The 430-nt window shown below is 71.2% G+C and carries 1 pseudogene; it reads right to left on the minus strand.

Going from position 1 to position 430, the window contains the following annotated elements:
• Positions 1–430, minus strand: a pseudogene (tldD, locus tag HUW62_RS47565) (metalloprotease TldD); the annotation flags it as partial.

Below are 430 nucleotides of genomic sequence, written 5' to 3' on the forward strand. Positions count from 1 at the left end.
GAAGGTGGCCCAGTGGGTGAACGGCACCCGGCCGCCGCCGCCGTACGAGCCCGTGCTCCGCTCGTTCTTCTTGCCCTGCGCCACCACCTGGATGGACATGCGGCACAGGTCCTGGGTGTCCTCGGAGTAGCGGCCCTCCGTGTTGGCCACCGCGATTCGCCGCGTCTGGTCCACGTAGACGCCGTTGACCTGCGTCACCCGCGAGTCGAAGGCCCGCGCCGCCTGGTCCGCGCGCGTCAGCAGGGACGCCTTGAGTGACACCTCCACGTCCGACAGCGGGGTGGGGACGCGGTAGTGGCTGGGCACCGCGACGCGGGAGACAGGGAAGGAACGCTCCGAACCCTGGCCCTGGGCAATCATCGCCGCCGTGGAGGCGGCCCGCAGCAGCGCCGGCTCGTCCCAGTCGTCGGAGAAGGCGTAGCCCACCTTG

This window comes from Myxococcus sp. AM011 (assembly GCF_013372595.1).
GTDB classification, from domain to species: Bacteria; Myxococcota; Myxococcia; order Myxococcales; family Myxococcaceae; genus Myxococcus; species Myxococcus eversor.